Here is a 23,600-nt window from a genome sequence, read left to right on the forward strand (position 1 = left end):
ATTATACCCTGATCAACCAGGTCAATGGTGCCGTTCAGTTGTGGCGGGCTCTCGATTTTCTTGGTCAGACCCCGCCGCCGGAACTGGTCGATGCAACGCCACAGGAGGTTTTGGGCTGGGGGCTTGAGAACTTTTCCATTAACTGTATCGGGCGGGAAAATCGGCCACTGCATTTCTGAGTGGCTTTGTTTTTCGGCAGAATGAGGTTATTCTTTGCTGTGAGGGAAGGTCCACGATCCTGCGGCAAGGTTTCAGCTCAACAGTCCAGTTGAATTTTTGTAACTGTTCAGCACCGGATCTTTGGATCCTATGTCAAGGGACGCTTTTCGTCATCCATGACCGCTTGCTGTCGCCGTCCATGGCGACAGGACACCCTTGCCACAGGACCCAAAAACCCTGTGCAAGGCCATAGCTCAATAATTTCGATTTTTCATTAACGGAGAATGAAATGAAAAGAATGTTTTTTGTAATAGGTGCCCTGTCGTTCCTTGGTGCCTGCAGCAGCGGGTCCTACAATATTCCCAAGCGTGAATATCAGTCGCGCGTACAGGTGCTGGGGGTGGTGCCGATTCTGGTCGACAGCAGACCGATGAATTATCCCGACAGCGCTGAGGTTTACCATCTGCTTGAGTCCTCGGCGCAGAACAAGCACTATCTGCTGACGGAACAATTGCGGGCGAAAAAAGGCTATTTTGATGTGCGCCCCCTCGACATTAATCCCGCTATGACGGGCCTGTCGCTGCTGGCTGGTGGCGGCACTTACGATGACATTGGTCGCCCGTTGGGCTATCAGTTTGACCCCGCAACAGTGTCGGCCCTGACGCGGCAGAATGTTGTTGATGCGCTGCTGATCGTGGTCTTTTCCGGTGAGCAGATTGAGGAAAACCGGCGTTCGCGCACCAAATTGGAAAGTTTGCGCACAACCTACAGCAGTATTCAGGCGACAGCCAGTGTGGTTGACCGTGACGGTAAGATTCTCTGGGAGTTAACCGGTGCGGACAGTTATCCGGCGGTCAATCTGCAATATCCGGATTTTGATGAGGCGCACTACAATCGTACCAACCAGGTTCATGTGAAAAACATCAGTGTTGCCGGTGCTGAGCGTATTATTGCCGACGGCGCAGGCGAGGCTGCTGAACCCTCACGTATGTACCGTGAACTTTTTTCAAAACTCGTTTCGGCGATCAGTCCGGGGCTGCTTGACTCGCTCCGCTAACCTTTTGCGGCGCAACATAGCATCTTTACTGGTTGACAAGTGATGATAAAGCGGGTAAAAGCACAAAAAGCGCGAAAATTTAAGCTACCTGCCCGCTTTAACTTCCCTGCGTCGATTGCAGTTGTTGCTTATATAAAATCGCTTACATAAATCCTGTTGTACTTCTTCTAATGATAAATAGACCAACCATCGACAGCATACAAACCTGGACCAAAAAGAGCCCTGACTTACACACTGACAAATTAATAAAACCCACCCCTACAGTTTTAAACCGATCTGTTGCGGCCTGTTGTTGCAGGTATCACAGATATGTCGTCGGCACCTGTCCTGTCGGTCAATACCGGAGAGCCTTTTATGAATCTGAAAGAACTGAAACAAAAGAAAATGACGGATCTGATTGCTTTGGGCAAGGAACTTGGCCTGGAAGAAATTGGCGGTATGCGCCGTCAGGATCTGATCTTCAATATTCTCAAGGCTACCGCAGCCCAGAAGAACGCCATTTTTGGCGAAGGGGTGCTGGAAATCCTGCCTGATGGTTTCGGTTTTTTACGGGCACCGGATGCCAACTATCTGCCCGGGCCTGATGATATTTATATTTCGCCGTCGCAGATTCGCCGTTTCGCCCTGCGTACCGGCGATACGGTGTCGGGGCAGATTCGTCCGCCCAAGGAAGGGGAGCGTTACTTCGCCCTGCTCAAGGTCTCTGAGGTGAACTTTGAGAATCCGGTCAAGATGCGCGAAAAAACCTTTTTCGATAATCTTACCCCTCTTTATCCCGAAGAACGCCTGATCCTTGAAACCTCCCCTGACAACAAAGCAACCCGGGTGATGGATCTGCTCGCACCCATCGGTAAAGGGCAACGCGGTCTGATTGTCGCTCCGCCACGCACCGGTAAGACGGTGTTGCTGCAGAATATCGCCAACTCCATCGCCACCAATCACCCTGAGGTTTTTCTGATTGTGCTGCTGATTGATGAGCGCCCGGAAGAGGTAACGGATATGCAGCGCAACGTCAATGGTGAGGTAATTTCCTCGACCTTTGACGAGCCGGCGACCCGTCACGTCCAGGTTGCCGAGATGGTCATAGAAAAGGCCAAGCGCCTGGTCGAGCATAAACGCGACGTGGTGATTCTGCTCGATTCCATTACCCGCCTGGCGCGCGCCTATAATACCATCGTCCCTTCCAGCGGCAAGATTCTCTCCGGTGGGGTGGACGCAAACGCTCTGCATAAACCGAAGCGCTTTTTTGGTGCCGCGCGTAATATTGAAGAGGGGGGAAGCCTGACCATTATTGCTACCGCTCTGATCGATACCGGCAGCAAGATGGACGAGGTTATTTTCGAAGAGTTCAAGGGCACCGGTAACATGGAACTGCACCTTGACCGCCGTCTGGCTGACAAACGCACCTTCCCGGCCATGGATATCAATCGCTCCGGTACCCGCCGCGAAGAGTTGCTGGTTGATGAAAGCCATTTGCAGCGTATCTGGCTGTTGCGTAAGGTGCTGACATCGATGAATACCGTCGACACGATGGAGTTTCTGCTGGAAAAGATGGCGGAAACCAAAACCAATCAGGAGTTTCTCGACTCGATGAATCAGTAAGGGCGGTTCTTGACAGAAAAATGCTTGCCCGCACCTGCTAATAAGTGCTATCAAGACCAATTGTTTATGGCAATTTTACCGGCCTGTACCCAAGCCAGGTCGACAAGGAGAAAAACGATGAAAGAAGGAATCCACCCCAAGTACGATGTGAGCCCGGTACGCTGTGACTGTGGCAACACCTTTGAAACCCGCTCAACCCTGTGTAAGGAAATCCACACGGAAATCTGTTCGGCCTGCCATCCGTTTTATACCGGTAAGCAGAAGCTGATTGATACCGCCGGTCGGATCGAACGCTTCCGCAAGAAGTACGCCCAGAAGTAATCGGGTAAGATCTTGAAAAAGCGGCCCGGGTCAAGGGGCCGCTTTTTTTTATGGTGCCGCCGGATGATTGTGCCGGCAGTGCCTTCACCTTCCTCAGCGGTGTGAAAGAATCCTATGTTTGCCAATCTGGAAGATGTAGCAGATCGTTTTCGTGAGGTCGAAGGGCTGCTCTCTGAGCCGAAGGTGATTGCCGATCAGAAGCGCTATCGGCAGCTGAGCAAAGAGCACGCTGATCTCAGCGAAGTGGTCGCGGTCTACCAGCGCTATAAGCAGGTTTGTTGCGACATTGCTGACAATCAGGAACTGCTTGGCGACAGCGATCCGGAGATGAAGGAGCTGGCTGCGGCTGAACTGGAACAACTGGAAGCGCAGCAGGAGCAGATCGAGGAAGAGCTGCGGCTGCTGTTACTGCCCAAAGACCCCAACGACGAAAAAAACATCATTCTTGAGATTCGTGCCGGTACCGGTGGTGACGAAGCCGCCCTGTTTGCTGCCGACCTGTTCCGCATGTACAGTCGCTATGCCGAGCGCAATCGCTGGAAGGTGGAGCTGATGAGCCTGTCGGAAACCGACGGCGGCGGTTTTAAAGAGGTGATCGCCCAGATCAGCGGTGAGCGGGTCTACTCGCGTTTGAAGTTTGAAAGCGGCACCCATCGGGTGCAGCGCGTGCCGGATACGGAAACACAAGGGAGAATCCACACGTCAGCCTGTACTGTGGCGGTTCTGCCCGAGGTTGAGGATGTCGATATCGAGATCAACCCGGCCGATTTACGCATCGACCTGTACCGCTCGTCCGGTGCCGGTGGCCAGCATGTCAATAAAACCGAATCGGCGGTGCGCTTGACCCATATCCCTACCGGCGTCGTTGTTGCCTGCCAGGAGGGAAAGTCTCAGCATAAAAACAAGGCGCAGGCGCTTAAACTGCTGCAATCGCGCATCTATGAGCAGATGCAGCGCGAGCAGCAGGCCGAAGTTGCCGCTGATCGTAAGAGCCAGGTTGGCAGTGGTGATCGCTCTGAGCGGATTCGTACCTATAACTTCCCCCAGGGGCGCTGTACTGATCACCGCATCGGTCTGACCCTGTACAAGCTTGAGGCGATCATGCAGGGGGATGTGGATGAAATTATTGAGGCCCTCATTGCCGACCATCAGACCCGGTTGATGAGCCACCAGGAGTCGTAACGGTTGAGTGAAAGCTGGACATTGCTGAAACTGCTGCGTTGGATGAGCGGTTACTTTAGCGACAAGGGGATCGACAATCCGCGCCTTGACGCTGAGTTGCTCCTTGCCCACCAGCTTGGTCTTGACCGGGTTGGCCTCTATCTGAATTATGACCGGCCGCTGACAACCAGCGAACTGGGGGCGATTCGGCCGCTGGTTAAGCGTCGTGGTCAGCGCGAACCTTTGCAATATCTGCTTGGCAGCACCGAATTCTGGTCGTTGTCGCTTAAGGTGACGCCGGCGGTGCTGGTACCGCGCGCCGATACCGAAGTGTTGGTGGAGGAAGCCCTCAAGCGTTGCGCTGCCAAGGGTGCCATGCTTGATGTCGGGACCGGCAGTGGCGCTATCCTTATCAGTCTGCTCAAGGAATTGCCCGGCTGGCAGGGGGTCGGCATGGATATCTCGCCGGCAGCTTTGGACATTGCCCGGCACAATCTTACTGCACATGCGTTGGAAAAACGTGGCCAACTGCTTGTCGGCGATCTGGCCACCTTGCCGGAACGGCGGTTTGACCTGATTGTGTCTAATCCCCCCTACATCCCGACAGCACAGTGGGATGAGTTGATGCCGGAAGTCCGCGATTATGAACCGGCACTGGCGCTGCTGGGCGGAGCTGACGGGCTTGATTGTTATCGTCGTCTGACCGCTCAGGCCCAAGCCTGCCTCAACCCCGGCGCTTGGCTGGTGGTGGAAATCGGCGCCGATCAAGGTGATGTCGTCACGGCCTTGTTCGCAGCAGCGGGCTTGACCGAGCTATTTTTACGTCACGACTACGGTGGTCATCCACGGGTTGTCGGCGGCCAAAGGAACGGATGATTCGTGGATAAAATTGTAATCAATGGCGGTGTGCCCCTGCGCGGTGAGGTTCAGGTCAGTGGCGCGAAAAATTCTGCCCTGCCGCTGCTGTTCGCAACCCTGTTGAGCGATGGGGTGAGCGAGATCAGCAATGTACCGGAACTGCGTGACATCAGCACCGCCGTCAAACTGTTGGGTGAGCTGGGCGCCGGGGTGACCCTGGGCGATCACCGTTGCCGCATCGATAGTCGGCGCATCCAGAGCATTGAAGCCTCCTATGACCTGGTTAAAACCATGCGTGCCTCGGTGCTGGTGTTGGGGCCGCTGCTGGCGCGCTGCGGCCATGCCCGGGTCAGTCTGCCCGGCGGCTGTGCCATTGGTGCGCGGCCGATCAATCTGCATCTGAAAGGGCTCGAAGCTTTAGGGGCGAAGATCCGTATCGACCACGGCTATGTCGAGGCCACTGCGCCACGCTTGCGCGGTGCGCGGATTTCTTTCGATATGCCGACGGTCGGGGGGACGGAAAATCTGCTGATGGCAGCGGCCCTGGCGCAAGGGGAAACGGTGCTGGAAAACGCCGCGCGCGAGCCGGAAGTGGTGCAGTTGGCGCACGCGCTGATGAGCATGGGGGTCAAGATTGAAGGCGCCGGTACCGCCATCGTCCACATCCAGGGTGTTGATCGTTTGGATCCCCTCCATTGTCAGGTGATCCCCGACCGCATTGAAGCCGGTACCTTTATGATTGCCGCCGCTATGACCGCCGGCGATGTCCTGGTTCAGGGGGCGCTGCGTAAGGATCTTGAAGCCTTGATCAGCAAATTGATTGAGGCCGGCGTGCGCATTAATGAAGAGGGCGATGCCTTACGGGTCATTGGGCCGAAGAAGCCGACGCCCGTCGACATCCGTACCAGCGTTTTTCCTGGTTTTCCGACCGATATGCAGGCCCAGTTCATGGCCCTGATGACCCTCGCCGAGGGCAGCAGCCGGATAGCGGAGACGGTTTTTGAAAATCGTTTTATGCATGTCTGTGAATTGCAGCGCATGGGTGCGGATATCCGGATTGATGGCAACAGTGCGATGATTCGCGGGGTTAAACAGTTGACCGGCGCTCCGGTGATGGCGACCGATCTGCGCGCCAGTGCCTCGCTGATTCTGGCCGGGCTGGCGGCTGAGAACACGACAGAAGTGTCGCGGATTTATCATCTTGATCGTGGTTACGAACGGATTGAGGAAAAACTGGCGACGCTGGGTGCCCGCATCCGGCGTGAACGGGAGTAATGCTGATGAATGACTGGATTACCTTTGCCCTGCCCAAGGGGCGGATTATGCAGGATTCGATGGAGCTGTTCAGCAAGATCGGCATCACCTGTCCGGAGATGAACGAGAACAGCCGCAAGCTGGTGTTCGAGAATCCTGAACTGAAGCTGCGCTTTATGGCGGTGCGCGCCACCGACGTGCCGACCTATGTGGAATACGGTTGTGCCGATCTCGGGGTGGTGGGCAAGGATACCCTGCTTGAGCAGGGGAAGAAGCTCTATGAGCCCCTCGACCTCAAGTTCGGTTACTGCCGCCTGGTGGTGGCTGAACCCAAGGGGCTGGAAGATTCCGACAATCCGCTGAACTGGTCCAATATCCGTGTCGCCACCAAATACCCGAATATCACCGAGCGCTATTTCGCCGCCCGTGGCATTCAGGTTGAGCTGATCAAGCTCTATGGTTCCATTGAGCTGGCCCCCCTGGTCGGTTTATCCGAGCGTATCGTCGATCTGGTGTCCACCGGCGGTACTCTCAAAGCCAATAACATGGTAGAGGTAGAAACCATCGCTGAAATTACCAGTCGCCTGATTGTTAATCGCGCCAGCTTAAAGACCAAACATCAGCGGATCAGGGCGATTATCGATGGTCTGGAAAAGGTGATCGGTGATGAGGTGAGGATTTCGCAATAGCGACGGAGCATGGGATGATCAACATATTGAGGTTCAGCGATAGCGATTTTTACGAGCGCTTTCGCCGCATTGAAGAGCGCGCGGATGAGATACCGGCCGGTATTGAAGAGACGGTCAAAGAGATTATTGCCGCTGTGCGTCAGCGGGGGGACGAGGCGGTTTTTGAACTGACCGCACGCTTCGACCGCTTGCAGTTATCGGCTGCGACTATCGAGGTGAAACCGGAAGAAATGGCCGCAGCTAAAGCCTCTATCGACCCCCGTTCCCTGGCCGTGCTGGAACTTGCGGCCCGGCGCATTGGCGCTTACCACCAGAAGCAGAAACAGCAGACCTGGCTGTCAACCGAAGAAGATGACGTGCTCCTCGGTCAGATGGTCACTCCGTTAGAGCGCGTCGGTATCTATGTGCCTGGCGGTAAAGCGGCCTACCCCTCCTCGGTGCTGATGAATGCCATCCCGGCCAAGGTGGCGGGAGTTTCCGAAATCATCATGACCGTGCCGATGCCGGGTGGCGAGGCTAATCCCTACGTGCTGGCAGCGGCTGCCATCGCCGGGGTTGACCGGATTTTCAGGATCGGTGGGGCTCAGGCGGTGGCAGCCCTGGCTTATGGAACCGCCAGTGTGCCGCGGGTCGACAAGATCACCGGGCCGGGCAATATCTATGTGGCGACGGCAAAAAAACAGGTCTTCGGCCAGGTCGGTATCGATATGATCGCCGGGCCGAGCGAGATTCTGGTTATCAACGACGGCCGCGGCAACCCTGCCCACATTGCTGCTGATCTGCTGTCCCAGGCGGAACACGATGAGCTGGCCTCGGCGGTGCTGGTCACCAGCTGCGAACAGATGGCTCTGGCGGTGCAGCAACAGGTGGAAAAACAGCTGCAGCAGCTGCAGCGTGAGAGTATCGCGCGCAAGTCGATTGACGCTTATGGTGCGATCATTATTGCTGCTGATCTGGCTGAAGCGATCCGTTTCTCCAACCGCATCGCCCCCGAACACCTCGAGCTGGCAGTTACCGATCCTTTTGCCATCCTGCCCCAAATCCGCCACGCCGGAGCCATTTTCATGGGGCACCATACCCCCGAAGCGGCTGGTGATTATCTGGCCGGACCGAACCACACCCTGCCCACCGGCGGCACCGCACGTTTTTTCTCCCCCTTGTCGGTGGAGGATTTCGTCAAGAAATCGAGTATTATCTCGTTCTCTGCCGCTGGCCTTAAACGGCTGGGCAAAGATGTTGTTCATCTCGCCGAGCTGGAAGGGTTAGAGGCGCACGGGCGATCGGTGTCGTTGCGGTTGCATGATCCAGATTAACCACAGAGGCATTGAGACACAGAGAAAAGCTTTATGAGTTTTTGTTCCTCTTGGAGCCCTTGGTGCCTTGGTGGCAATATTTTATAGTTTTTTTGTTAGCCACCAAGGCTCCAAGAGCACCAAGAAAGGCTTTGGGAATGACGAATAAAGGGGCTTTTGTAAAAGGCTTATGATTTTAAAAAACTCTGTGTCTCAGTGGTAAAGAATGTAAGTTTCGAAAAGAGGATATTATGACCAGATCAGCCACGATTGAGCGGCAAACCAAGGAAACCTCCATCCGTCTCACCTTGAATCTTGACGGTAGTGGCCGGCATCAGATCGACAGTCCGGTGCCTTTTTTTAATCACATGCTCAGTGCGGTGGCGCGTCATGGGTTTTTTGACCTGAGCGTTAAGGCGTCGGGCGACATCGAGATTGACGCTCATCACACGGTGGAAGATATCGGCATTGTCCTCGGTGAAGCCTTCAAGAAGGCCCTGGGCGACAAGGTCGGGGTACGGCGTTTCGGCCGGGCGACCATGCCGATGCATGAGGCGTTGGCTTCGGTGGTGATCGATTTTTCCGGCCGCCCGTTTCTGGTGTTTCATGTTGATCTGCCCAAAGCCAAGGTTGGTGAATTCGATACCGAACTGGTCGAGGAGTTCTTTGTCGCTTTCTGCAATCACTCCGGCGCCAACATCCACGTCAATCTGGCCTATGGCGACAATCTGCATCACATTATTGAGGGGATTTTCAAGGCCTTCGGCCGGGCATTGGATGAAGCCACCAGTATCGATCCACGGATCGAGGGGGTGTTGTCGACCAAGGGCACATTGGAGTGATATTGACCTGTGCCAATTGACGGGCAGCTACTGCATTTGCAGGCCGGTCTTGTGGCATCCAATCCGAGGGACGCGACAGTTTCCTTTGGGCCATCCATGGCCGCTTGACTGTCGCCATCCATGGCGACAGACACCCTCGTCATGGAAACCACAAGCCCTGCCTGCAATGTTGCTGGATACTTAAGAGTGGACAGTTGAACAATGATCAACATTATCGACTATGAAATGGGCAATCTGCGCAGTGTTGCCAATGCCTTTGAACGGTTGGGTTTAAAAGCGCGGATCAGTGGCGATCCACGGGATATCGTAAGCGCTGATAAGGTCGTGCTGCCGGGGGTCGGCGCCTTTCGCGATTGTATCGACAATCTGCGCCAGGGTGGTTTTGTTGCGCCGTTGCTCGAACATATTGACAAGGGCAAGCCGCTGCTCGGTATCTGTGTCGGGATGCAGATGCTGTTTGACGAGAGTGAGGAATTTGGCCGCCACCAGGGGCTGGGGTTGATTCCCGGGCGGGTGGTGCGTTTTCCTGCTGACATGGTTGAGCGGGGGGAACGTCTCAAGGTGCCGCACATGGGGTGGAACACCCTGGAACTGCGCAAACCCTCCCCCCTGTTCAAGGGGATTGCCGACGGCAGTTACGTCTATTTTGTCCATTCCTACTATTGCGCTGCCCAGCGGCAGGAGGATATCGCAGCGAGCTGTCGCTATGGCGCTATTGAATTCTGTGCGTCCCTGTGGCGTGACAACATCATGGCAACCCAGTTTCATCCGGAAAAAAGTCAGGACCTGGGCCTTAAGATTTTTCGCAACTTTGGAGATTTGTAGTGATTATTCTACCGGCAATCGATTTGAAAGACGGGCGCTGTGTGCGTCTTGAGCAGGGACTGATGGACAAGGATACGGTCTATCATGATGATCCGGCCGCCCAGGCGCGCATCTGGCAGGAGCAGGGGGGTGAATACCTGCATATCGTTGACCTCGATGGCGCTTTTGCCGGGGTACCGAAGAACCGTGAAGCGATCAAGGCAATTGTCGCAGCCATCGCTATCCCGGCTGAACTCGGCGGCGGCATCCGTGATCTGGCAACCATCGAAGCCTACCTTGAGCTGGGGATCGAACGGGTGATTCTGGGTACTGTCGCCAAGGAGAATCCGGCCCTGGTGCAAGAGGCCTGCCGTCTGTTCCCGGGGCGGATTGTGGTCGGTATCGATGCCAAAGAGGGTCTGGTGGCCATTCGTGGTTGGGCCGATGTGACCGAGAAAAAGGCAACCGAGCTGGCCAAAGAGATGGAAGGGTTCGGGGTGGCGGCCATCATCTACACCGATATTGCCCGCGACGGCATGATGCAGGGCCCCAATATTGAGGCGACCAAGGCCCTGGCCGAATCGATCAGTATTCCGGTCATTGCTTCGGGCGGGGTTTCCTCCCTGGCCGATATCCGCAACCTGCTGGCCATCGAAGCATCGGGGGTCAGCGGCGTGATTACCGGCAAGGCGATCTATACCGGCGCCCTTGATCTGCGTGCCGCTGTCGCCTTGACCAAAGGGCGTTGACGGCTGATTGACAAGTCTGGCGTTCATGAAAGTAAAGTGATAGAATAGTGTCACTTTGGCGAGATGGAGGTTTCCTGTGAAAGTCGAGCTTGTTACCAACCTGAAACGTCAGGCAACCAAAATTCTGGCAGATCTTCATGATTCAAAAGAGCCGGTCTTGATCACCGAGCATGGCAGGCCTTCCGCCTATCTGGTTGATGTCGAGGATTTTGAGTTTATGCAGCGGCGCATGCAGATTCTCGAAGGCATCGCTGTGGGAGAACAGGCGTTGCTCGAAGGGCGTGTCCTTGTCGATGAGGAAGCGCGCGACAAGATGGGCCGATGGCTAAAATAATCTGGACCGAACCGGCTCTTGCCGACCTTGATGAGGTTGCTGAGTATATCGCCATCAATAATCTATCAGCGGCTAAAAAGCTCGTGGCTCTGGTTTTTGCCAAGGTTGCACGTTTGGCTGATTATCCTGAGTCGGGACGGATTCCGGCGGAATTGGCAGGTTTGAAGTATCGCGAGGTTGTGGTTCCTTCTTGTCGCATCTTCTACCGGATCGAGGCAGATCAAGTGATCATCTTATATGTCATGCGCCAGGAGCCCGATCTGCGCAGGTTTATGATCGACCATGAAGCCATGAATGACCTCAATAGTTGACAGCGCAAGCACCCTAAACGAAAAAGGTAGAAACCCTGATGCTCGCTAAACGGATTATTCCCTGCCTCGATGTGAAAGATGGTCGGGTCGTCAAGGGGGTCAATTTTGTCGATCTGCGCGATGCCGGTGATCCGGTCGAGGCGGCTGAGGCCTACTGCGCCCAGGGGGCGGATGAGCTGACCTTTCTCGATATTACCGCCAGCAGCGATAATCGCGGCATTATTCTCGATGTTGTTGCCCGTACCGCCGAACGGGTATTCATGCCCTTGACGGTGGGCGGTGGGGTGCGCGAAATTGCCGACATCCGCAATCTGCTTAATGCCGGGGCTGACAAGGTATCGATCAACACAGCGGCGGTCCAGCGCCCCGATCTGGTGCGCGAAGCCGCACAGCGCTTTGGCAGCCAGTGCATTGTTGTAGCCATCGATGCGCGGCGCGTGCCCGGCAGCGATCCTGTGGCCTGGGAGGTTTACACCCACGGTGGGCGTCGGCCGACGGGAATCGATGCCGTTGCCTGGGCCAGGCAGATGGAAGACTACGGTTGCGGCGAGATTCTGCTGACCTCGATGGATTGTGACGGTACCAAGCAGGGCTACGATATCGCCCTGACCCGGACGATCAGTGATGCGGTCACTATTCCGGTGATCGCCTCCGGCGGCGTCGGTAACCTTGAGCATATCCGCGCCGGTTTTGTTGAAGGGGGTGCCGGCGCGGCTCTGGCGGCCTCGATTTTTCATTTTAAGGAATATACCATCGCCCAGTGCAAAGACTATCTGCACGAGCATGGCGTTGTGGTTCGTCTCTGATGAAAGCAGGAAGCACATGAATTCAGAAAATACAGCTTCGCAACAACACATCCTGGATGCGATCTATCAGATCATCCTTGAGCGCAAGCAGCTTGGTGCCGGGGAAAAGTCCTACGTAAAATCCCTGTATGAGAAAGGGCTCGACAAGATCCTTGCTAAAATCGGCGAGGAGGCAACAGAAACCGCCGTTGCCGGTAAAGGGGGAGACCCTGATGAGGTGGTCTATGAAGCCGCTGATCTGATTTTTCATCTGCTGGTGCTGCTTGGCTATTACGAGCTGCCACCGGAAAAAATCTACACCGAACTGCGCCGGCGTTTTGGTATTTCCGGTATCGACGAGAAGGCTTCGCGACAGCAGTCTGAGGGATCAGACAGCTGATCTCAAATTTCAAATTTCAGATTTCAAATCCATTCATCTTGAACAGATACGATCTTTTTCTCTCCTGGTTTTCTTGGTGTCCTTGGTGCCTTGGTGGCTAAATTTCAGGATGAAGTAATTATTCAGCTTCCAGAAAAAACCACTGTAATCATAACAGGGATTGCCCCTGCTCAACACAATAGTTTGACATGATAGAATCGCCGGACCTTAAGGTGAGTAGGCCCTGATGGGTTTCGATTGGCCCTGATTGCCAGGCGCCGTCCTCTTGTGCTAAAAACCGGTATCGTCAGGGATCTGCCTAATGTCAGTTTAGGGGTAGAATTGATCGTCTCTTCCATGTAAGATGTGCGGTTAGAGGTTTCTATCGATTCCGCTATCTTTTGACCACACAACCATTGAGTTGTCATTTATGAATGCGAGCTGGATTTTATCATCTCAGGAACGCAAGGCCTTACGCCGCAAGCGCGTGCTGCGAGTCGGTCTGGTTGCGCTGGTGTTGATTGGTCTGCTTGGCTATTTTGTATCCATTCCCCGCCAGCGTCAAAACCTCCCGGCCGGTACTGATACGGCATTGGAGCCGGTCAGTGAAGAACGTCGTGATACCGGGGCTGCGCTGCTTGAAGAACCCCCGGTTGAAGAGGCGGTTGATCCTGTCGTTGTCCACCAGATCACCAACGGTGACACCTTAAGTACCATCTTTAATCAACTCGGCATCCACAGCGTCATGTATCAGGTTATTGCCGCTGACGAGTCGCTGCTGGCCCTTGATGTGCTGCGCCCGGGTCAAAAGTTGACCTTTACTTTTGATGACGACAAATCACGATTGCTGAGGATGGAGCTGTTTATCCATCCGGGCAAGCAGGTTCTATATTCACGCTTTGATGACAACAATTTCGGTTACGAAGAAATTATCCATCCGGGGACGTGGAAACAGCAGCTTATTGACGCAGAGATCAACGACAGCTTTTATCTGTCGGCCATGCGGGCCGGTTTAAGTGAAGTGGAAACCGCCAACATTACCAACCTGTTTCGCGATCATCTGAATTTCGCCCGGGATATCCAGGCCGGAGACCGTTTCCAGGTGGTGCGCAGTCAGCAGTTTGTCGGCGATGAGTTTACCGGCCAGAGCCGGATCAAAGGGGTGCGGATTGTGCGCCGCAATCGCCAGCACACGGCTTTTCTGTTTGAGGATGGCAGCTACTATGATGCCAAAGGGGAGAGCCTGGCACGTGCCTTCCGGCGCTATCCGACGGGTGGGCAGTACCGCATCAGTTCTTCCTTCAATCCCGCCCGTAAGCATCCAGTCACCGGGCAGGTCCGGCCCCATAACGGGGTTGATTTTGCCATGCCGACCGGTACGCCGGTCCTGTCAACCGGTGACGGCGTTGTCACGCGGGTGATGAATCATCCCTATGCCGGTAAATATGTTGAAATCCAGCATGGCAGTCAGTATTTGACTCGCTATCTGCATCTCCATCGGATTCTGGTAAAACGTGGCCAGACGGTAAAACGTGGCGATCGAATCGCCCTCTCCGGTAATACCGGATTATCTACCGGTCCTCACCTGCACTTTGAGTTGCATGTCCGCAGTCGGCCGGTCAATCCGCTCACGGCGAACATCCCGATGTCGGCTTCTGTTCCTAAAGACAAGCGGAATGATTTTAACCAACTGGTCGAGCAACTGGTCGCGGTGATGGAAAACGGCAGTCACCGGATTGCGGCGCTGGAAACCAGCCGTCAATAAAACGTATCCTGAGGTTACGATCAATCGGCCAGCGGATCTTCCCCTTCCTGCCAACTTGCCAGGTAGCGCTCGAACAGGTGAAAATCCTCCCCCTTGTGTTCGGTGAGGGTAACGTACATGTGCTCTTTAGGGATGTCCCAGGTCTCATGAAGCAGTTGCATAAAACCCAGGGTCAGCTCGCGGCGTTTTTCCATGGTACGCCCCTCGCGGATATCGGCGTTGACCAGGGCCACTCCTTGTTCCGGCTGGTTGACCCGACCTACTGACAGGTTGTAGGTGCCGAATTCACGGATAGAGATACTGATGTGGTCGGTGCCGGTATCCATGATGGTAGAAAACAGTTGCCGGACTTTCTCGGCAAAGGTCATCTTGGCGGCATCTTCTAAGGGGCGATTGATTTCAAATTGCAGGTGCGGCATAGAATTCTCCGTTTTGGTTAAAAGGGGGAGTGCTGTCGACTGCTAGATATAACATGGTTCCTATTTATTTGAACACCAGCCAGAGGATTTGACAAAGTGACAACCCAACTGACACGCCCATCCAGCCCGGATCTTGATAAACTGCTTGGTCACGCTTTTCCCGTACTCGACGACGGCTTTGTGCGTGTTGTTGATTATATGGGGAATGATTCTTCCATCGTTCAGGCGGCGCGGGTTTCCTACGGCGACGGCACCCGCAAGGTGTCCGAAGATCGCGCTCTGATCCGCTATCTGCTCCGCCATCAGCACACCACCCCCTTTGAAATGTGCATCCTCAAGCTCCATGTGCGGGTGCCGATGGATACCTGGCGCCAGTGGATTCGCCATCGCACCGCCAGCGTCAATGAGTACAGTACCCGCTATTCCATTGCCATCGACCGCGCCCAGATGACTCCGGCGGACAGCTGGCGGCAGCAGGCGCAGGACAATAAGCAGGGGAGTAGTGGATTTTTCGACAATGTGCAGGGCGTACAGTTCAGTGCTGCCGAGCAGGAACTGCACCAGTTGAGCAAAGAAGTCTACCAGCAGCGTCTCGACGCCGGCGTTGCCCGCGAGCAGGCGCGTAAGGATTTGCCGTTAAGCACCTACACCGAAGCCTTCTGGCAGATTGATCTGCATAATCTGCTGCATTTTCTCGCCCTGCGCATGGACAGCCACGCCCAACTGGAAATCCGCCGCTATGCCGAGACCATCGGCGAAAAGATTGTCAAGCCCTGGGTGCCGGCGACCTGGGAGGCCTTTCAGGATTATCGCTTCGGGCAGATGACCCTGTCGCGCCAGGAGCAGGAACTGCTGGCCCTGGTGGTGAATAGGCAGACGGAAATGGCGGTCAGCTGGTGTGCAAAAAGCGGCTGGGTTAAGCACAAAGAAGAGCGCCGGATCCTTTCACGGGAGGCCAAAGAATTTGCCGTCAAGCTGGCAAGTTTTGGGCTGACACCGCCCTGGTAGGAACAAAAAATCGTATGATGTTGCAGGGGCGCGGCGCGCCGTGCCGTGCCCCTACAGTTTACCCACCTCATCATCCTTTGTCTTTTCCTCGACATCATCGTCATCCAGCATCCGGTATTTGGGACCTTCGATATCGTCAAACTCCCCCTTTTTAACCGCATAGAGAAAAAACAACCAGACCCCGGTACCGATACAAAAGGACAGAAAAATCAGCAGGATGGTTGAAGTCATCATGGCAGGTGTCCGTGGCGCTTGAGGCGCAGGGAATTAAGCAGTACGCAGATCGAACTGATCGCCATCGCCGCTGCCGCGTAAACCGGCGCCAGCAGGCCGCTGACGGCCAGGGGGATGGCAATCAGATTATAACTGAAAGCCCAGGCGAGATTCTGCTTGATGTTGACCAGGGTCTTTTGTGCGAGGCACAGGGCAAAGGGAATGTTGGCCAGGTGCGGGCGGGTCAGAATCAGATCAGCGCTTTCAACCGCGATGTCGGTGCTGCCGGCAATGGCGCAGCCGATGGTAGCCTTCGACAGGGCCGGCGCGTCATTGATCCCGTCACCCACCATCATCACTGCTGCCGGTGCCAGCTGTTCAATCTGCAGCGCTTTTTGTTCCGGAGTCAGTTCCGCGTGCCAGGTATCAATGGCGAGGAGTGAACAGATACGCCGGGCGACATCTTCCCGATCGCCGGTTAACAGCAGACTGGTGTAGCCGAGTCGCTGCAGGTCGTTGAACATCTGTTGCGCATCAGGGCGGATCTCATCGTCGAGGGTGACCAGGCCGATATAGCGGCCATCGCGGGCCAGATGCACCTCGCTGCGTCCGGCGGTTGCGGTCTCAGGCAGGTCGATTCCCTGCTCTTTCAGAAAGCGCCGGTTGCCGGCGATTAGATGGGTGTTGCCCTGCCAGGCTACAATGCCCAGGCCGGTATGGGTGGTGGACTTGTCAACCGCGGCGGGGATGATGCCGCGCCGGGCCGCTTCCTTGAGAATGCCGCGCGCGAGGGGGTGCCGGCTGCCTGCTTCGACATCTGCCAGTCCTTGCAGTAACTGCTGTTCATTGCCATGGCTGAGGGTGATCCCGACAACCTGGGGCCGCCCGATGGTGATGGTGCCGGTTTTATCGAAAGCCAGGATTTTAATGTGCGAAGCCGCCTCAAGAATATCGCCGCCACGAAACAGCACCCCGGCTTCGGCCGCGCGTCCGGTGGCGATCATCACCGCTGTGGGTGTTGCCAGCCCCAGGGCGCAGGGACAGGCGACGACCAGCACCGAGACGGCATTGAGCAGGGCGGCGCCATCACGCAGGTGCCAGTAGATAAAGGTGGCGGCGGCAATCAGCAGCACGATCGGGATAAAAACACCGGCCACCCGGTCGGCAAGGCGCTGAATCGGTGCCTGGTCGGTTTGCGCTCGTTCAACGATGGCGGTCATGCGCGCGAGGAAGGAGTCGGCGGCGGCCGAGGTGACCTTGACCTCGATGGTGCCGTTGAGATTGAGGGTGCCGGAGACGACCTGAGCGCCGTGTTCTTTCAGCACCGGCAGGGGTTCGCCGGTAACCGCAGCTTCGTCAATCTCACTGGTACCGCGGGCAACGATGCCGTCCACCGGCAGGCGATCACCGGCTTTGAGCTGGATGAGATCGCCAGGCTGCAACTGTTGGCTGTCAACCTCCTGCCAGCTGTCATTCTCGTAACGCAGGGCGCGCGTCGGCGCCAGTTTGAGCAGCCGGTCAATGCCGGCGGCGGCTTTGCGTCTGGCTCCCGCCTCGATCAGGCGCCCGGCAAGAATCAGAGTGATAATCATCGCTGCCGTTTCAAAGTAGACCTCAGCGTCAGTAGCCATGGCATAGAGGCTGTAAAAATAAGCACAGAGAGTACCCAGGGCGATCAGCAGATCCATGTTGGGCTGATAGTTGCGCAGGCTGATCCAGGCGCCGCGCAGGAAGGGATAGCCGGAGTAGAAAACCACCGGGGTGGTGACGATGGCGGCAAAATACTCCAGCATGCTTTTGGTCTGGGGGTCGATGCCCTGAAAATAACCGGCATACAGCGCCAGGGAAAACCCCATTAACTGCATGGTCAGAAAAACTGCCGTTCCAAAGCGCATGAGCAGGCTGCGCATTTCACGGTGGGCTGATTGCTGCAGCTCGTCAAAGGTATAAGGGCGGGCCAGATAGCCGATGTCGGCAAGCTTGCGGCAGATCTGGGCAGCACTGATGTCAGCGCCGGTAAAGCGGATCAGTACCCGGTGGGTGGCAAAGTTGACCCGTACCGACAGGATGGCCGGATGTTTGAGCAGCAGCCGCTCAATCAGCCAGACACAACTGGCGCAACGAATGCCGTCAACAATCAGGCTGATCTCCTCCCCTGCTTCATGATGACGGACAAAGCGTGCCAGATAGGCATCGTCAAAACGTAAGTTGAAGGCTTCCTTGAGGGTCCCGGCCTGGCGGTCGCGCCGCTGATAAAAGTGCTCGAGGCCGGCGCCACGGATAATCAGGTAGGCGCCGCGACAGCCGTAACAACAGAAGCTGTGAGTCGTGTCGTTGATCTTTGCGGTGACCAGATCAGCGGCGGGGAATTTTTCGGCGCAGTGGACGCATGTCAATTCAGCGGCGGGGGGCATTACTTAGATGGTCAACAGCAGGTGCCGCAGAATCCGCGCACCGTCGCGCTCAAACTCTGCTCTGATGAGGTGTTCACCCGCCCGTTGCGGTAGCAGGCCACGGTAGACACCGGCATCTATCTCCTCCAGGGGAACCGTCAGCAGTGCCTCTCGATGCTGCAACTTCAGGATTCCCTTGGCGCCGCTTACCGGCTCACCGTTCTGATCAGTTAAATGCTGGATCAGCATACCGTCAATCAGTTCGCTGCGCAATTCCCAGCCCAATACGGTGGCGGCTTTTTTTTCCAGAAGAGTGCTGTTGTACTTCAGCCCCTTGCTGTAGTAACCGCGATCACTGACGTCGCTGACTCGAGTGGCTGCCTGATAGGCGGCCCAACTGGAAAAGGCCAGAAAAGAGCAGAGCAACAAAGGGATGAGCAATGCGGGGCTGGGTTTGGTCATGGGTTTCTCATTTCGCTGAAAAAGGTCGGCAAGCAAGCTTACTCATTTTTAGTTTGTGATTACAGAGCCGCTATTTTATCTGCGGGTTGTTTGTCGACCTGACGTGGGCCTGAGCTGTGGCAACCTGCTGCAGATTGTTGTCGAGCAGCTGGAATTCTACCACGAATGCTTGCGTGCCAACAGGGGTGATAACGATCAAGCGCAGTTGCTGGTTGCCACCGGCGGCGACGGAGATATCTTCAGTGTGGCCCCTGACCTCTAGTATCGCGCCGGCAGAAGATAGCGTTCGCAAGTGATATTTCTGTTGTTCATTACTGCGATTGTTGACCCATATAGTGAACAGCGTAGCCTGCTGGTCAGCAACAATCGTGCTGGCTGCTGTCGGTGCCAGTGAGACCTTCAGGGATGCTCTCGGCCGTGCCAGGGTGGCGTAGGTCAGGGCGCTGAACAGGGTGATCAGAAGCACAGCGAGCAGCAATACGCGCAGGTTCAACAGGGCACCGGCACCGCGGTTGTCAACGCCAAAGGTATAATAGATCAGCCCGGGTTCGTTCTTTTTGGCCATGATCTGCCGACAGGCATCGAGGCAACGGCCACAGTTGATACACTCGATCTGATAGCCGTTGCGGATGTCGATCCCCATCGGGCAGGTGCGCACGCAGGAATTACAGCGGATACAGCGTGGTTTTTCTTCCTCCGGCAAGTGCAGGGTCAGGGTGGCCGGATCAACAAAGGAGGACTGGATGCGCCCATAGGGGCAGAACTCGCGGCACATCAGCCGTCTGATCAGGGCCAGGTCCAGGTAGATGATGGCAGTAATCACCAGAAAGGTGATCAGGACCCCAGGGTGCAGGGTTCCGGAGACCAGGCCGGCAAGAAAACGCTGGGGTTCGATGAAATACCAGAGCAGGTTGGCGGCGACCAGCAGAGCCGGCAACAGATAGATAACCTGGGCCACGATCTGGTGAACCAGCGCACCCTGCAGGCGGTTGGCGAGGATGTTCAGTTTGCAGCGGCGAGCCAGCCATTCCGCCAGATCGGTCAGGGTGGTTTGCGGGCAAGCCCAGCCACACCAGACGCGGCCGAAAACCAGGGTGATGAACAAAAAAGCAGCACCTGTGGCGAGGATAAAAAGCAGCAGCAGGTAGAGCTCCTGAATGCGCAGTACCTGGCCAAACAGATGCAGGCTGAGGCTGGGGATATCGATGCGCACCAGGCTCACGCCCCCCGGCTGAATCCACGGCAACAGAATGATCGTCAGGGTGGTTAACCACTGGAAGGTTCTGCGCCAGGGGCCGAGAAGTAGCGGGCGCTTATGCTTGTGGCCGGTGGGCATGGCGAGCTGGCGGTGGCTGCACGCAGCCACCGCTCAAGAGTTCCTTAAAGATTAAGCAGGTAGTTAGCCAGCGCATCTATTTCAGCAGCGCTGAGGGTGTCGGCAAATCCGGGCATCATCGAGCCACGCCCATTGGCAATGCTGGTGCGGATGCTGGTAGCGTCCTTGCCGTAGCTATAGTTACCGCTCAGGTCAGTAGCAAAGCCGCCGGAACCACCCGTGCCGTGGCAGGAGGCACAATTGGCATTGTAAATGTTGACGGCATGGATGCCGGTGGATGTTGCTGCAGGGGTTTCCGCTGCCGCCGAAGCCGGTGCCGCCTGGGTATAGGTTTGCTGATAGGCGGTCATTTTTTCATCGAATTCTTTTTCCGAGCTCCAGCCACTGAGCAGATAGTAGGCGCTGAAGCCGATCGCCCAGATGATCAGTGCGTAAAAAAGAATCTTGAAATATAAAGGCGGCACCTGTTTGCGATCTTCAACGATACCGTCGGCATGTTCATCATGGTTGTCATGTTTTTTTGCACTCATATTTTGCAACCTTTCTCTTGTTCTCAAGGCTTTTTACAAACGGATCAATCATCATCCATCATGCGGTATTTCGGCGCTTCCTTTGCGTCTTTGTTCCTGCGCCGGTAGGTGTTGCGGACGATCAGTACAAAGACGACAAAGAGGCCAAATGTCACCGCCAGATAAAGAATGGACGCCATATCCATGGTCAGTTGCCCGGCGACCGGTCATACTTGATCAGATTGACCAACTGCCAGACCCGTTCGGTTCCAAGGTTGGCAAACGACGGCATGCCTTGCTCCGGAATGCCATCATAGATGAGGCGGAAGAGGATGTCCTCGTCGTAGTTGTCGCCCACCAGTGCCGGTCCGATGCCCCCCTGCATGGCGTTACCATGGCAGGCGGAGCAGTTGCTCTGAAACAGCGGTTGCCAGGCGGCCAGGGTGGCCTGATCCGCTCCGGCAAAGGGGTTACGCAACTCGCCGACGATTTCAGTGCGGGCAGTCTGGCGCCAGGGGATGTCATTGCCGAGTTTCTGCAGGTAGGCAATGATCGCATCCATCTCATTTTTGCTTGCCAGTTCAGCGATCTGTGTCTCGCTATGGGGGAATCCCAGCACCTGCATCTTGCGTCGTACTTTGTCAGGCTTGAGGGCGTTATTGCTCAACCAGCCGTAAGCCGGCATGTTGGTTTTCGGGAAGATCGAGCGCGGGGTTTCCATGTGCTGATAATGCCAGGCATCAGGGTACTTGCCGCCGAGACGCGCCAGGTCAGGACCGGTGCGTTTGGAACCCCAAAGGAAGGGGCGGTCGTAGACGAACTCGCCTGATTTTGAGTAGTCGCCGTAGCGCAAAACCTCGGCCACCAGCGGGCGCACGGTCTGGGTGTGGCAGTTGTTGCACCCTTCGCGCATGTAGATATCACGACCTTCCTGTTCCAGCGGGGTGTAGGGAGTCACCCCTTCAATGCGGTCAGCCTCGGTGTTGACCCAGACAAAGGGCAGAATCATGGTGATGGTGGTGCCGACCAGAATGGCAGCGGTGGCCATGAGCATCAGCAGAATCGGTTTCTTTTCCCACATGATTTAAGCCCTCCCTTCGACTTCAAGCAGTTTCGGGGCTGGTTCTTTCCCTTTCTGCACGGTCATGTAGACGTTGTAGATAAAGACCAGAATGCCGATCAGGTAAATGACGCCGCCAATCGCGCGTATCCACCAGTAGGGATACATCTCGACCATGGTTTCCGTGAAGGTGTAAGTGAGACTGCCATCAGCGTTCATGGCGTTCCACATGCCGGCCTGCAGCACTCCGGCGATCCACATGCTGGTTGACCAGATCAGCTGACCGATAACCACCAGCCAGAAATGCAGGTTGGCCAGCGGAATACTGTAAACCTCGCGTCCGTAGATGCGCGGTAACAGGAAGTAGATGCCGGCGACACTGACCAGCGAGACCCACCCCATGGTCCCCATGTGAATGTGGCCGGGAACCCAGTCGGTATAGTGAATGAAGGCTGAAAAGCTCCGGATTGCCTGCATCGGCCCCTGCAGCGTTTGTAATCCGTAAAAAGTGATGCCGAGAATCAGGAACTTGACCAGATAGTTGTCGCGCATCTGATGCCACTGCCCCTTCATCGACATATAGCCGTTAATGACCGAACCCCAGGAAGGAGCGATCAGCATGATCGAAAAAGCCATGGCCAGGGTCTGGATCCAGTCGGGGATCGGTGTCCAGAGTAGATGGTGGGCACCAGTCCACAGGTACATGAAGATCAGCGACCAGAAAGCGATAATCGATAACCGGTGGCTGTAGATGGGAACCCCGGTGGACTTGGGCAGAAAATAGTAGAACATGGCTAACGGTGGCGCGGTCAGGGCCATAGCCACGGCGTTGTGACCGAACCACCACTGGACATTGGCGCTGTTGGTGCCGGCAAAGATGGAATAGGATTTAAAGGCCGAGACCGGAACGGCGAGGGCGTTGACCGTAAACAGGATGGCAACGCCGATAAGCGCTGCCATCATGTACCACAAAGAGATATACATCTGCTCTTCTTTGCGTTTGATGATGGTCATGATGATATTGATGGAAAAGGCGACCCACAGCACGACGATCATGAGGTCGATGGGCCATTCCATTTCATGGTATTCGAGGGTGGTGTTGTAGCCGAGAAGCAGGGTGACGGCTGCCGCGATAATGGTGGCGTTGAACAACCACAGCTGGAAGCGTGCCAGGCCGAGACTCCACAGCGGCGTTTTGCATAGTCGTTGGACCATGTAAATAAACATGGCGAAAATGGTGCCCACCCCCCAGCCGTAGATGCCGGCATTGGTATGAATCGGGCGCAGGCGGCCAAAGGTGAGATAGGGTGGGTAGTTCAGATCGGGATTGATCATCTGAAACGAAACAATCACCCCGACCAGCACCGCGACGACACCCCAGACGAGGCTCCAGTTGACAAAGCTCTTGACGATGTCGGTATGATATTGCGGTTTTCCCATGTGGCCTCCTAGCGCAGATTGGCAGATGTATCCAATGGTCAGATAAATGTGGCAGAGAAAAAATAATGAATGATAAACGTGACCATTTTAGTGAAATACGAGGGAAAGTCAATTACATTGAGGGTAAAATAGACCAAAGTGGTGACGGTCAGTGATCCAACAGGGTACGCTGCAAAAAAAACAGGATAATATATTTGTAAATCAAAAAAGAAGGTGTCTGTTCAGCACCGGGCCTTTGAATCCTATGTCAAGGGACGCGATTGTTTCCCTTGCCGCAGGATCCAACGACCCTGCGCCAAGGACGGCAGCTGAATAATTACGTTTTTTAGTTCTGATCTTGCGATTTCTCCGGTGTTTTGAGTTGGGCCATGTCAAGAAATGGCTTGATCAGGTCAATC

26 protein-coding genes are annotated in these 23,600 nt (G+C 55.5%); 17 read left to right on the plus strand and 9 right to left on the minus strand.

All coding sequences use genetic code 11. The features are described from left to right. Window positions 1-448 precede the first annotated feature (448 nt). The 16 genes from AC6F7T_RS11385 to AC6F7T_RS11460 all read left to right on the plus strand — a co-directional run bounded on the left by AC6F7T_RS11385 (window position 449) and on the right by AC6F7T_RS11460 (window position 14,362). The gene (locus AC6F7T_RS11385) at window positions 449-1,216 is read left to right on the plus strand and encodes a hypothetical protein (RefSeq protein WP_500718946.1); all 768 of its coding nucleotides are present in this window, start codon (window positions 449-451) and stop codon (window positions 1,214-1,216) included. 354 nt (window positions 1,217-1,570) lie between these two features. After that, on the plus strand, window positions 1,571-2,818 hold the full coding sequence (gene rho / locus AC6F7T_RS11390; protein WP_191155435.1) for a transcription termination factor Rho: 1,248 nt from the start codon (window positions 1,571-1,573) through the stop codon (window positions 2,816-2,818). A 117-nt stretch (window positions 2,819-2,935) separates the two neighbouring features. Then, window positions 2,936-3,139: a 50S ribosomal protein L31 gene (gene rpmE, locus AC6F7T_RS11395; protein WP_483877253.1), complete on the plus strand. Its 204-nt coding sequence runs from the start codon at window positions 2,936-2,938 to the stop codon at window positions 3,137-3,139. 114 nt (window positions 3,140-3,253) lie between these two features. Further along, window positions 3,254-4,321 (plus strand): peptide chain release factor 1, encoded by a 1,068-nt coding sequence (gene prfA / locus AC6F7T_RS11400; RefSeq protein WP_500718949.1) that lies wholly within the window; start codon window positions 3,254-3,256, stop codon window positions 4,319-4,321. Between the two features lie 3 nt (window positions 4,322-4,324). Beyond that, complete coding sequence (gene prmC / locus AC6F7T_RS11405) at window positions 4,325-5,176, plus strand: peptide chain release factor N(5)-glutamine methyltransferase (RefSeq protein WP_500718951.1); 852 nt, start codon at window positions 4,325-4,327, stop codon at window positions 5,174-5,176. 3 nt (window positions 5,177-5,179) lie between these two features. Beyond that, a complete protein-coding gene (gene murA / locus AC6F7T_RS11410; protein ID WP_500718953.1) occupies window positions 5,180-6,433 on the plus strand; it encodes a UDP-N-acetylglucosamine 1-carboxyvinyltransferase in 1,254 nt (417 codons plus the stop codon). A 5-nt stretch (window positions 6,434-6,438) separates the two neighbouring features. Then, window positions 6,439-7,101, plus strand: coding sequence for an ATP phosphoribosyltransferase (gene hisG / locus AC6F7T_RS11415; protein WP_500718954.1), 663 nt, complete (start codon window positions 6,439-6,441; stop codon window positions 7,099-7,101). Between the two features lie 14 nt (window positions 7,102-7,115). Then, window positions 7,116-8,414: a histidinol dehydrogenase gene (gene hisD, locus AC6F7T_RS11420; protein ID WP_500718956.1), complete on the plus strand. Its 1,299-nt coding sequence runs from the start codon at window positions 7,116-7,118 to the stop codon at window positions 8,412-8,414. A gap of 230 nt (window positions 8,415-8,644) precedes the next feature. Beyond that, window positions 8,645-9,235 carry an imidazoleglycerol-phosphate dehydratase HisB gene (gene hisB, locus AC6F7T_RS11425; protein ID WP_500718958.1) on the plus strand — a complete coding sequence of 197 codons (591 nt, stop codon included), beginning with the start codon at window positions 8,645-8,647 and terminating at the stop codon, window positions 9,233-9,235. A 201-nt stretch (window positions 9,236-9,436) separates the two neighbouring features. After that, complete coding sequence (gene hisH / locus AC6F7T_RS11430; RefSeq protein WP_500718959.1) at window positions 9,437-10,060, plus strand: imidazole glycerol phosphate synthase subunit HisH; 624 nt, start codon at window positions 9,437-9,439, stop codon at window positions 10,058-10,060. After that, entirely contained in the window at window positions 10,060-10,788 is a 729-nt protein-coding gene (gene hisA, locus AC6F7T_RS11435) for a 1-(5-phosphoribosyl)-5-[(5-phosphoribosylamino)methylideneamino]imidazole-4-carboxamide isomerase (protein WP_500718961.1), read from the plus strand. The genes hisH and hisA overlap by 1 nt, the downstream gene beginning before the upstream one ends. 76 nt (window positions 10,789-10,864) lie before the next feature. After that, on the plus strand, window positions 10,865-11,122 hold the full coding sequence (locus AC6F7T_RS11440) for a type II toxin-antitoxin system prevent-host-death family antitoxin (RefSeq protein WP_500718963.1): 258 nt from the start codon (window positions 10,865-10,867) through the stop codon (window positions 11,120-11,122). Then, window positions 11,110-11,433 carry a type II toxin-antitoxin system mRNA interferase toxin, RelE/StbE family gene (locus AC6F7T_RS11445; protein WP_500718965.1) on the plus strand — a complete coding sequence of 108 codons (324 nt, stop codon included), beginning with the start codon at window positions 11,110-11,112 and terminating at the stop codon, window positions 11,431-11,433. Before AC6F7T_RS11440 ends, AC6F7T_RS11445 begins: the two co-directional genes overlap by 13 nt. Window positions 11,434-11,471: 38 nt before the next feature. Continuing rightward, window positions 11,472-12,239 carry an imidazole glycerol phosphate synthase subunit HisF gene (hisF, locus tag AC6F7T_RS11450; protein ID WP_500718967.1) on the plus strand — a complete coding sequence of 256 codons (768 nt, stop codon included), beginning with the start codon at window positions 11,472-11,474 and terminating at the stop codon, window positions 12,237-12,239. Between the two features lie 16 nt (window positions 12,240-12,255). After that, the gene (locus AC6F7T_RS11455; protein WP_500718969.1) at window positions 12,256-12,618 is read left to right on the plus strand and encodes a phosphoribosyl-ATP diphosphatase; all 363 of its coding nucleotides are present in this window, start codon (window positions 12,256-12,258) and stop codon (window positions 12,616-12,618) included. A gap of 409 nt (window positions 12,619-13,027) precedes the next feature. Further along, entirely contained in the window at window positions 13,028-14,362 is a 1,335-nt protein-coding gene (locus AC6F7T_RS11460) for a peptidoglycan DD-metalloendopeptidase family protein (protein ID WP_500718971.1), read from the plus strand. A 20-nt stretch (window positions 14,363-14,382) separates the two neighbouring features. Here AC6F7T_RS11460 and AC6F7T_RS11465 read toward each other — a convergent pair whose 3' ends face one another. Continuing rightward, window positions 14,383-14,781, minus strand: a complete 399-nt coding sequence (locus AC6F7T_RS11465; RefSeq protein ID WP_500718972.1) for a tautomerase — start codon at window positions 14,779-14,781, stop codon at window positions 14,383-14,385. A gap of 96 nt (window positions 14,782-14,877) precedes the next feature. On the opposite strand from AC6F7T_RS11465, the gene thyX reads away from it, so the two are divergent. After that, the gene (gene thyX / locus AC6F7T_RS11470; protein WP_500718974.1) at window positions 14,878-15,789 is read left to right on the plus strand and encodes an FAD-dependent thymidylate synthase; all 912 of its coding nucleotides are present in this window, start codon (window positions 14,878-14,880) and stop codon (window positions 15,787-15,789) included. A 51-nt stretch (window positions 15,790-15,840) separates the two neighbouring features. Here thyX and ccoS read toward each other — a convergent pair whose 3' ends face one another. The 8 genes from ccoS to AC6F7T_RS11510 form a co-directional block, all read right to left on the minus strand. Continuing rightward, the gene (gene ccoS / locus AC6F7T_RS11475; RefSeq protein ID WP_224746915.1) at window positions 15,841-16,023 is read right to left on the minus strand and encodes a cbb3-type cytochrome oxidase assembly protein CcoS; all 183 of its coding nucleotides are present in this window, start codon (window positions 16,021-16,023) and stop codon (window positions 15,841-15,843) included. After that, a complete protein-coding gene (locus AC6F7T_RS11480) occupies window positions 16,020-18,416 on the minus strand; it encodes a heavy metal translocating P-type ATPase metal-binding domain-containing protein (protein WP_500718977.1) in 2,397 nt (798 codons plus the stop codon). Before AC6F7T_RS11480 ends, ccoS begins: the two co-directional genes overlap by 4 nt. Window positions 18,417-18,419: 3 nt before the next feature. Next, on the minus strand, window positions 18,420-18,857 hold the full coding sequence (locus tag AC6F7T_RS11485) for a FixH family protein (RefSeq protein WP_500718979.1): 438 nt from the start codon (window positions 18,855-18,857) through the stop codon (window positions 18,420-18,422). 70 nt (window positions 18,858-18,927) lie between these two features. Next, complete coding sequence (locus tag AC6F7T_RS11490; protein WP_500718980.1) at window positions 18,928-20,223, minus strand: 4Fe-4S dicluster domain-containing protein; 1,296 nt, start codon at window positions 20,221-20,223, stop codon at window positions 18,928-18,930. Window positions 20,224-20,237: 14 nt separating this feature from the next. After that, window positions 20,238-20,723, minus strand: coding sequence for a c-type cytochrome (locus AC6F7T_RS11495; RefSeq protein ID WP_500718982.1), 486 nt, complete (start codon window positions 20,721-20,723; stop codon window positions 20,238-20,240). Between the two features lie 44 nt (window positions 20,724-20,767). Continuing rightward, the gene (locus tag AC6F7T_RS11500) at window positions 20,768-20,908 is read right to left on the minus strand and encodes a cbb3-type cytochrome c oxidase subunit 3 (RefSeq protein ID WP_500718984.1); all 141 of its coding nucleotides are present in this window, start codon (window positions 20,906-20,908) and stop codon (window positions 20,768-20,770) included. A 2-nt stretch (window positions 20,909-20,910) separates the two neighbouring features. Then, on the minus strand, window positions 20,911-21,783 hold the full coding sequence (locus AC6F7T_RS11505; RefSeq protein WP_500718985.1) for a cbb3-type cytochrome c oxidase subunit II: 873 nt from the start codon (window positions 21,781-21,783) through the stop codon (window positions 20,911-20,913). Between the two features lie 3 nt (window positions 21,784-21,786). Further along, entirely contained in the window at window positions 21,787-23,202 is a 1,416-nt protein-coding gene (locus tag AC6F7T_RS11510; RefSeq protein WP_500718987.1) for a cbb3-type cytochrome c oxidase subunit I, read from the minus strand. Between the last annotated feature and the right edge of the window lie 398 nt (window positions 23,203-23,600).

It is taken from the genome of Pelovirga sp., from assembly GCF_059864205.1.